The organism is Protofrankia sp. CiP1_Cm_nod3 (assembly GCF_982290655.1).
On sequence record NZ_CEVIVD010000045.1, the window covers coordinates 1 to 7,968 of the forward strand.

The window sequence follows — 7,968 nt, forward strand, 5'->3', positions numbered from 1 at the left end:
CTCCCTCTTCTTCCCCATTCTTCCCTTTTCCCTCCTTCCCTCCTTCTTCGCTCCTTCCTCCCCTGCTTCCCCATAACAACCGGATCACGAGAACGAGTATGCAAGTGGCTGCTACCACAGCCACTTGCATACTCACTTTCCTGACATGACCCCCACAGGGCTGGGCCAGTAGCGCGCATCCCGTCTGTCACCACCCGCGCAGGCCATGATCGGCGCGGGTTCGTCGTCGGGTACGCTTTCCGGCCTGCTGGCCGCGTCAGCGTGCACACAGCGACAGACGCGCCGGTCTTCTCCGGTGGCCGGCGCCCATCGGCGCTCTATGCGGTCGTGATGCCCCAGGTGGCGAGGGCGTCCAGCAGGCCCTCGGTGAGGGGCACGGCGCGCAGGTCGGCGCACCAGCGGACGTCCGCGGCGTCGTCCCCGGCCCGCAGGATCCCGCCGCCGATGTCGCACACGTAGTCGGCGATGTCGTAGACGGCTCCGTCCGGCCCCGGCCGCGTGACCCGCCCGACCAGCCGTCCAACGGCCACCTCCAGGCCGGTCTCCTCCCGGACCTCCCGGACGAGCGCGGCGCTGTCGCTCTCGCCGGGCTCGACCCGCCCGCCCGGCAGCGACCACAGCCCCCGCCCGGGTTCCCGGGCCCGCTGGACGAGCAGCAGCGCGCCGGCGGCATCCATGATGATCGCCCCGACGCATGGGGCCCTTCGCGCGATCCGCTCCGGCGGCACCCGGCTTCCCGTCGTCCGGTGAATCCGATCGTCCCGGCCGGCATACCCGGTCGTCGTGACCCGGTGCACACCAGCCGGCTGTTCTCGCACCCACAATGCCGGTGGATGGCACTGCCGGGCAACCTCATCCACCGGTTTATCCGTTTCATTCACCGCTTCATTCGCCGGCCTGTCCACCAGCCCATCCGTCGAACCGGTGCCCGTCTCAGCCTCGCATCGGTATCGTCGCAGATCAGAGCACATCGTGGATCTTGGTTGGCAAGTTTCGCATGGCGCTTCCGGTAAACCGCCGGCAGGCCGACCATTGGAAGCGAGCCGACCGTTGGAGGCGAAGTGACCGCGGCTGTCGGCCGGCCCCCCGTGGCACGCAACGAGCACCTGACCTTCCGCGCCAACATGGGTGCCGGCCGGCACGGGTGGCTGCGGCTCACACCGGCCTACGGGGTGCGCCTCGTCCGGGAGAGCATTTCGCGCCTGCCGGCGGGCTCGGTCGTCACGGACCCTTTCTCCGGGACGGGCACCACCCCGCTCGCCGCCGCCGAACTCGGCCATCACGGGCAGAGCGTCGACGTCAACCCTTTTCTCATCTGGCTCGGCCGGGCCAAGGTCCGGCGCTATTCGCCGGAAACCCTGCTGGCGGCCGTCGACGCCACCCGGGAAGTCATCCGGACGGCCACCCGGACAGATCGTGACGCCATCCTGTGGCAGCCCGACATCTTCAACATAGAACGATGGTGGACGCCCGGGACGCTGGACGCGCTGAAAGCGCTGCGGGCGGCGGTCGACGCACACGAGGGGCCGGTGCGCGACCTTCTCGACATCGCGCTGTGCCGGGTGCTGATCACCCGGAGCAACGCCGCCTTCAACCACCAGTCCATGTCCTTCAGTGCGCCCTCCGAGAAATCCGCCAGGGCCTCCGCGCGGGACGCCCGCGACAGCGCTCCAGCACTGTTCGACCGGGCCGCGGCGGAAGCGACGATCTCGGCGTTCGCGCTGGAGATGGACGCGGTGGCCCAGTCCGCCCGGTTCGCCCTGCCAGGCTCCGCCGCCATCCACCAGGGCGACTCCCGGACGAGGATCAACCAGCTGAAGGAGGCGGACCTGATCCTCACCAGCCCGCCCTACGTCAACCGTATGTCCTATGTCCGGGAACTACGCCCCTACATGTACTGGCTGCGCTTCCTGAACCTCGCCGGTGACGCCGGGGACCTCGACTGGCGGGCCATCGGCGGGACATGGGGCACCGCGACGTCGAAACTGAACGGCTGGCGCCCCGAGACCGACACCCCCGTGGACGACGCCATGGCCGCCGTCTGCGCCAGAATCACGGCGGACGGCGGGAAGAACGGCCCGCTGCTCGCGACCTACGTGCACAGGTACCACCACGACATGTGGTTGCACTTCCAGGCCGTCACACCGGCTGTGAAACGGGGCGGCGCGGTCTCCTACATCGTGGGGAACTCGGCCTTCTACGGCCATGATGTCCCCGCCCACACCTGGTACGCAGCCATGCTGCGCGCCCTCGGCTACATGAACGTCGAGATCACCACGATCCGCAAACGAAACTCGAACAAATCCCTCTACGAATACAACGTGAGCGCCCGCCGCCCGTGAACGCGGCGTTTCCCGGCCTCCACGCCCGCTCCCCCGCCCGCACGAGCGCTGGCGCCAACCGACAGGCACCGGAGCACCGATCAGCCAACACCAGTACAACCCGTGACCGCCCACAGCCGCCCGCACAAAACATGATCGGCGCAATTTTGTCATTGTGCACGCTTTTCAGCCACACAAGCGTACACAACGACAAACTCGCGCCGATCTTCCCCGGCAAACAGCACCCATCAACGGATCACCATCATCCGTGCGGCTACGCGCAGCAACATCACCGACATCCAGCCAGCCCCACATACGAGCCCGACGGCGACCCTACCCCCATGATCGGACCGGGGTCACCGAGGGCGAATACCAGAACGGTGGCGCGTGGCCCTTCATGTTTCTATGCCCTCATGATCGGGATGGGATTAGCGGGGCACCCCCTTCGGGAGCCCTGCCGAGCCGGGGCTATACCACTTGGTTACGAGGACCTATCGCAAACGATCTCCATGAAGATCTGGAAATAATCATCGATATAGATCGACATAGCCTCTGATCTGCGTAAACGAAGCCATCGAAGATCATGGAAAAACTGGGTTTGGCGAAACGATCTGCACCGGCCACGATCAAGCCGACTCGAGTGGCGCGGATGGAACACGGTGCCGGCGGTGGCCGTAACACGGAGGATGGCTGTTCTCGGGAGTGTTCCGGCCGGATGAGGGACCGTCGGATGAGGGACCGGGGGTTGCCTTGGCGGAGAGGGCGGCTACTCTGAGCGTCCGGATTCCGGGTCCATGGGGGGATACGATGCCGGCTTCACTGATATTGAAGTTCCCAGCTCCACCGCGTACGCCGTCGCCGCGCCAGTTACTCGGTGCCGCCGCTCGGCTTTTCGAGACCACCGACAGCGATCATCATGCGGAGAGCAAGCCGTTCGCGGTCGGGCCGGTCACGCCTTCGCCCAGCTCGGGCACGGCGGCCGCGAGAGGCACGACGGCTCCGACGGGCCCCGCCAGCCCCACGAACTCCGCGGGCCCCACCGGGGCCACCGGGGCCACCGGGGCCACCGGGGCCACCGGGGCCGCGTCGTCCACCGGTGCCGTGGGTATCGCGGGCTGTCCGGGGATGACACTCTGGCGGCTGGGCTGGCTCAGGGAGGAGGAGCTGCCGCGGAACTGGCCGCCACGGACGGTCCGTTTCGGGCCGTGCGAGCAGCAGGTCACAGGGTTCGACGTGGACCCGTGGCCGTTCGCGCGGCTGGCGTCGGCCGGGCCGGCCCGGCGCGTCCGGTTACGGATGATCACACCGCTGTTCTTCTCCCGTAGCGGCCGGGACCTGCCGCTGCCCGAACCGGTGCTGATCGTGCGCTCGCTGTGGACCCGGTGGAACACCTACGCCCCGGCCGCCCTGGAGATCGACGACGGCATCGCGCGTGAGCTGGCCGACGCGGTGTTCCTGGACTCCGTCTCCGGGGCGAGCCGGCAGATCCCGCTCAACGAGCAGATCCGGCAGGTCGGGTTCGTGGGCAACGCCGAGCTGCGTCTGCTGAGGACGGCGTCGGTGACCGTGACGGACGTCTTCGGCGCGCTGAGCCGGTTCGCGGCCATCGCCGGGATCGGCGCGCTGACCACCCACGGCTTCGGCGCCGTCGAGGTGACACCGAGCACGTGACGTCCGGACTGCCGCCCTGGCCCGGCCCCGTCTCGACGAGGCCGGGCCAGGCGGTCGGGACGGGACGGGCGGGCCGGACCAGCCGGGTCCGGCCGGGCGGGCCGGATCAGGCGGGTCAGGGCGGGCGGGTCACAGGTCGAGGCCGGTGAGGACGAGGACCCGTTCGACGGTGAGGTCCGCCATGGCCGCGTGCACGCCCTCCCGTCCCACACCGGACTCCTTGGCGCCGCCGTAGGGCATCTGGTCCGCCCGGTAGGACGGGACGTCCCCGATGATCACTCCGCCGACGTCGAGCTGGTGGTAGGCGCGGAAGGCGGTCGTCACGTCATGGGTGAAGATCCCGGCCTGCAGGCCGTAGGGGCTGTCGTTGATCCGGGCCAGGCCGTCGTCGAGGCTGTCGACCGGTTCGATGACCAGCACCGGCCCGAACACCTCCTCCCGTACCACCTTCGCCTCGGGTGGCACGCCGCGCAGCACGGTCGGGGCGATGGACGTGCCGTCCCGCTTGCCGCCGGTGACGAGCGTCGCGCCGGCGTCGACGGCCTCGGCGATCCAGCGTTCGACCCGTTCCGCCGCCGTCAGGTCGATCAGCGGCCCGACCTCGGTCGCCTCGTCGGCCGGGTCGCCGGTGCGCAGCCGCTCGACCGCGGCCGTCACCTCGCTCAGCAACGTCTCGTACACGCCACGTTCGGCATACACCCGTTGGACGGCGATGCAGGACTGGCCGGCCTGGTAGTTCGAGAACGTCGCGATCCGCTGGGCGGCCTGGCGCAGGTCCGCCGGCGAGGACCAGTCGGCGGCGACGAGCACCGCCGCGTTGCCGCCGAGCTCGAGGACGACGTGCTTGCGGGGCACGGCGTCCCGGATCGACCAGCCGACCGCCGCGGAGCCGGTGAACGACACCACTGGCAGCCGCGGGTCCGCGACCAGCTCCGCCATGGCCTCGTTCGGCACGGTCAGCACCGACCACGACCCTTCGGGCAGGTCGGTCTCGGCGAGCAGTTCGGCGAGCAGCAGGGACGACAGCGGCGTCTTCGGCGCCGGCTTGACGATGATCGGCGCGCCGACGGCCAGCGCCGGCGCGACCTTGTGCGCGACCAGGTTCAGCGGGAAGTTGAACGGCGTGATCCCCAGCACCGGGCCGCGGGGGACGCGCCGGACCACGGCCAGCCGCCCCGCCCCCGCCGGGTCGGTGTCGAGCCGTTGCAGGTCCCCGGACCAGCGCCGGGCCTCCTCCGCGCCCCAGCGGAAGGTCGACGTCGCCCGGGCGACCTCGGCCCGCGCCCAGGTCAGCGGTTTGCCGCTCTCGGCGGTGATGAGCGCGGCGATCTCCTCACCGCGCTCGGCGATCCGGCCGCTGACGTGAGTGAGGGCGGCGGCCCGGCCGTGCGCCGACACGGCCGCCAGCTCCCGCGCGGCCCGGGCGGCGGCGGCCACCGCCACCTCCACCTGCCCGGCGTCCGGCTGCGAGACCGTGGCGACCGGACGGCCGTCCCACGGGTGACGCACCTCGAAGGCCGTCGAGCCCGTCGCCGGCCGGCCCGCCACCCAGAACGGTTCGACCTTGCCCATGGATGCCACCACTCCACCTTCGTGCACAGGACGCCCGGAAGGGCGGCGCCACGCGGGACGGGACAACGTCGGTATACCGAACAACTGGCAACAACCGGCAACCGCCGGCAGCCGCTGACGGCCACCGGCGACCGCCGGACGAGCGGACGGCCGGGCGGATGCGCACGTACATGTGCGCATCGTGCCGATGCCGGGATACCGGGCGCCGGAGCCAAGCGCACGGTCACACCGGACACACGGACCATGCCGGACGGCCGAGCGCAACACCCGTTGTGACGCCCACTGATGCCACCCGGTCAGGCAATACCCGGTCCGGGCGAGATGAAGCACCCTCTCGGGCAGGGCGAAACATCCACGGCGGCTCCAGCGGCGGCTCCGCAGCGGCTCCGCGGCGGTTCCACGGGACGGCTCCCCCACGGGGGCCCATGTGCGGAGGCCTCCGCACATGGGCCCCTCAGGGCCTTCCCGCGGTGGCTCCGCGGCGGCTTCACGGTGGCGGGGCGAAGGCTGCGGGGCGAGGCGTCCGCGGTCCGCCCGCGACGGGTTTGACGAACGAAAGCCAAGGGAAGTGACCACGGCTATGAAAGCGTCGTCGAGTGACGCGTATCGCCTGGAAGGCCGCTGGGGAGCCCGCCGGTGACGACTCCTCCCGCCTGTCCCCGATGCCTGGGGGCACTATGCCCGCCTGATCTGTGGAACGACCAGTGGCGCTGCGAGGAGCACGGGGAGGTCGCGCCGTACCGGGTCGCCGCGTCCTCCCGGGAGCAGGCGCTGCTCTTCCTCGCGCACGCGGCCACGGCGCCGGTCTGGGTGCCCTGGCCGATGCCGGTGCACTGGTTCGGCAGCGGGGTCGCCTGGGCCGGTGACGAGCGCACCGGCCCGCGGGCCACCGCGTTCGCCGCCGGCGGGCCGTCCCCGCTCGGTGGGCCGGCCGAGCTGGTCCTTGTCGCCGAGGAGCCCGGGACGGGTCTCGGGGCGCGGCTGGCGGGGCTGCCCGGCACCGACCCGGAACGCATCGGCGGCAAGCCCGAGGAGAAGATCGAGGCGGCCGGGCATCCGACCGCCCTGTGGCCGGTGCTCTGCCCGCCCGACCGGGCGGTGTTCGTCGGGGAGGCCTGCGGGGTGTGGCTGTGGGTCGCGCTCTGGCCGTCCGACGCGGCCACGCTCCTACTCGAGCACCTCGTCCTGTGGGATCTGCGCAGCACCGAGACCCTCGCCACCTGCCTGCTCTTCGGCGCCGACAGCACCCACCTGTAGCCCGTCCGTAGCCGGCGGCCGCGACGTCGTAGCCGTCCGCGGTCCCGGCGACCGACACCAGAGATCGCCCGACGGGGTTCTCCGGAGAGATCGTAAGATCGTCGACGGTCGGACGGTGTTCGACAACAGATGATCATGCTGGTGGGCGTGCGTACCCCGGGCCGGGAAGCGGTCCGGGAACGGGAGAGGGCTGGCGGGGATGACGACACCTGGGACGGACACCGCACCTGGGACGGACACCGCCGCGCCACCGGCGGCGGAGGTGGACCGGCGGCGGCTGCTGCTCATCGTCAACCCGCACGCCGGTGGCGGACGGGGCGCACGGGCGCTGCCGGACGTGTCCGCCGCGCTGCGGCGCTGGGCGTCGGACGTGCGCGTCGAGCGGACCCGCGACATCGGCCACGCCGCCGATCTCGCCGGACAGGCGGTGGCCGACGGCCGGGTGGCGGTCGCCCTCGGCGGGGACGGTCTGGCCGGCCGGGTCGCCGAGGCCGTGGCCCGGCTGGGCGGGCTGCTCGCCGTGCTGCCCGGGGGGCGCGGCAACGACTTCCTGCGCTCCGTCGGCGCCAGCCGGGATCCGGTGATCGCCGCCACCGCCCTGGCCAGCAGCGTCGAGCGTCGCATCGACCTGGCCGAGGCCAACGGGCGGGCCTACCTCGGCATCGCCAGTGTCGGCTTCGACTCGGACGTCCAGGTGATCGCCAACCGGGCCCGGTTCGTCCGCGGCCAGCAGGTCTACACCTACGGCGCGTTACGGGCGGCGGCGGCGTGGAAGCCGGCCCGGTTCACCGTGGAGATCGACGACGGTGCCCCGCGCGAGCTCGTCGGCTGGACGGTGGCGGTGGCGAACTCCGCCTGCTACGGCGGCGGGATGCGCCTGGCACCCGGGGCGGAGCTCGACGACGGGCTGCTCGACGTCGTGCTGCTGGCGCACTGCGGCAAGATCACCTTTCTGTCGACGTTCCCGAAGGTGTTCTCCGGGCGCCATGTGGACTCCGCGCACGTCGAGGTGCTGCGGGCACGCAGTGTCCGGGTGGACGCCGACCGGCCGTTCCAGCTCTACGCCGACGGCGACCCGGTCGCGGACCTGCCCGCCCGGATCGTCCTGCGGCCGGGCCTGCTCCGCTTCCTCGCACCCCCGGCCTGA

At 71.3% G+C, this 7,968-nt stretch carries 6 protein-coding genes; 4 read left to right on the plus strand and 2 right to left on the minus strand.

All coding sequences use genetic code 11. The features are described 5' to 3' along the window. Positions 1–317: 317 nt before the first annotated feature. Positions 318–860, minus strand: a complete 543-nt coding sequence (locus tag AC5LUJ_RS11090) for an NUDIX domain-containing protein (RefSeq protein ID WP_250285581.1) — start codon at positions 858–860, stop codon at positions 318–320. Between the two features lie 201 nt (positions 861–1,061). Here AC5LUJ_RS11090 and AC5LUJ_RS11095 point away from each other — a divergent pair, with 201 nt between their 5' ends. Further along, positions 1,062–2,342 (plus strand): site-specific DNA-methyltransferase, encoded by a 1,281-nt coding sequence (locus AC5LUJ_RS11095; RefSeq protein ID WP_250285582.1) that lies wholly within the window; start codon positions 1,062–1,064, stop codon positions 2,340–2,342. A 786-nt stretch (positions 2,343–3,128) separates the two neighbouring features. Then, positions 3,129–3,992: a CRISPR system precrRNA processing endoribonuclease RAMP protein Cas6 gene (gene cas6 / locus AC5LUJ_RS11100; RefSeq protein WP_445548257.1), complete on the plus strand. Its 864-nt coding sequence runs from the start codon at positions 3,129–3,131 to the stop codon at positions 3,990–3,992. A 129-nt stretch (positions 3,993–4,121) separates the two neighbouring features. Here the strand turns inward: cas6 and AC5LUJ_RS11105 are convergent, their stop codons facing one another. Further along, positions 4,122–5,564 carry an aldehyde dehydrogenase family protein gene (locus AC5LUJ_RS11105; protein ID WP_250285585.1) on the minus strand — a complete coding sequence of 481 codons (1,443 nt, stop codon included), beginning with the start codon at positions 5,562–5,564 and terminating at the stop codon, positions 4,122–4,124. Positions 5,565–6,200: 636 nt separating this feature from the next. Here AC5LUJ_RS11105 and AC5LUJ_RS11110 point away from each other — a divergent pair. Together AC5LUJ_RS11110 and AC5LUJ_RS11115 are read left to right on the plus strand one after the other, a co-directional pair. Beyond that, positions 6,201–6,821, plus strand: coding sequence for a DUF6758 family protein (locus tag AC5LUJ_RS11110; RefSeq protein ID WP_250285586.1), 621 nt, complete (start codon positions 6,201–6,203; stop codon positions 6,819–6,821). A gap of 199 nt (positions 6,822–7,020) precedes the next feature. Further along, positions 7,021–7,968 carry a diacylglycerol/lipid kinase family protein gene (locus AC5LUJ_RS11115; RefSeq protein WP_250290051.1) on the plus strand — a complete coding sequence of 316 codons (948 nt, stop codon included), beginning with the start codon at positions 7,021–7,023 and terminating at the stop codon, positions 7,966–7,968.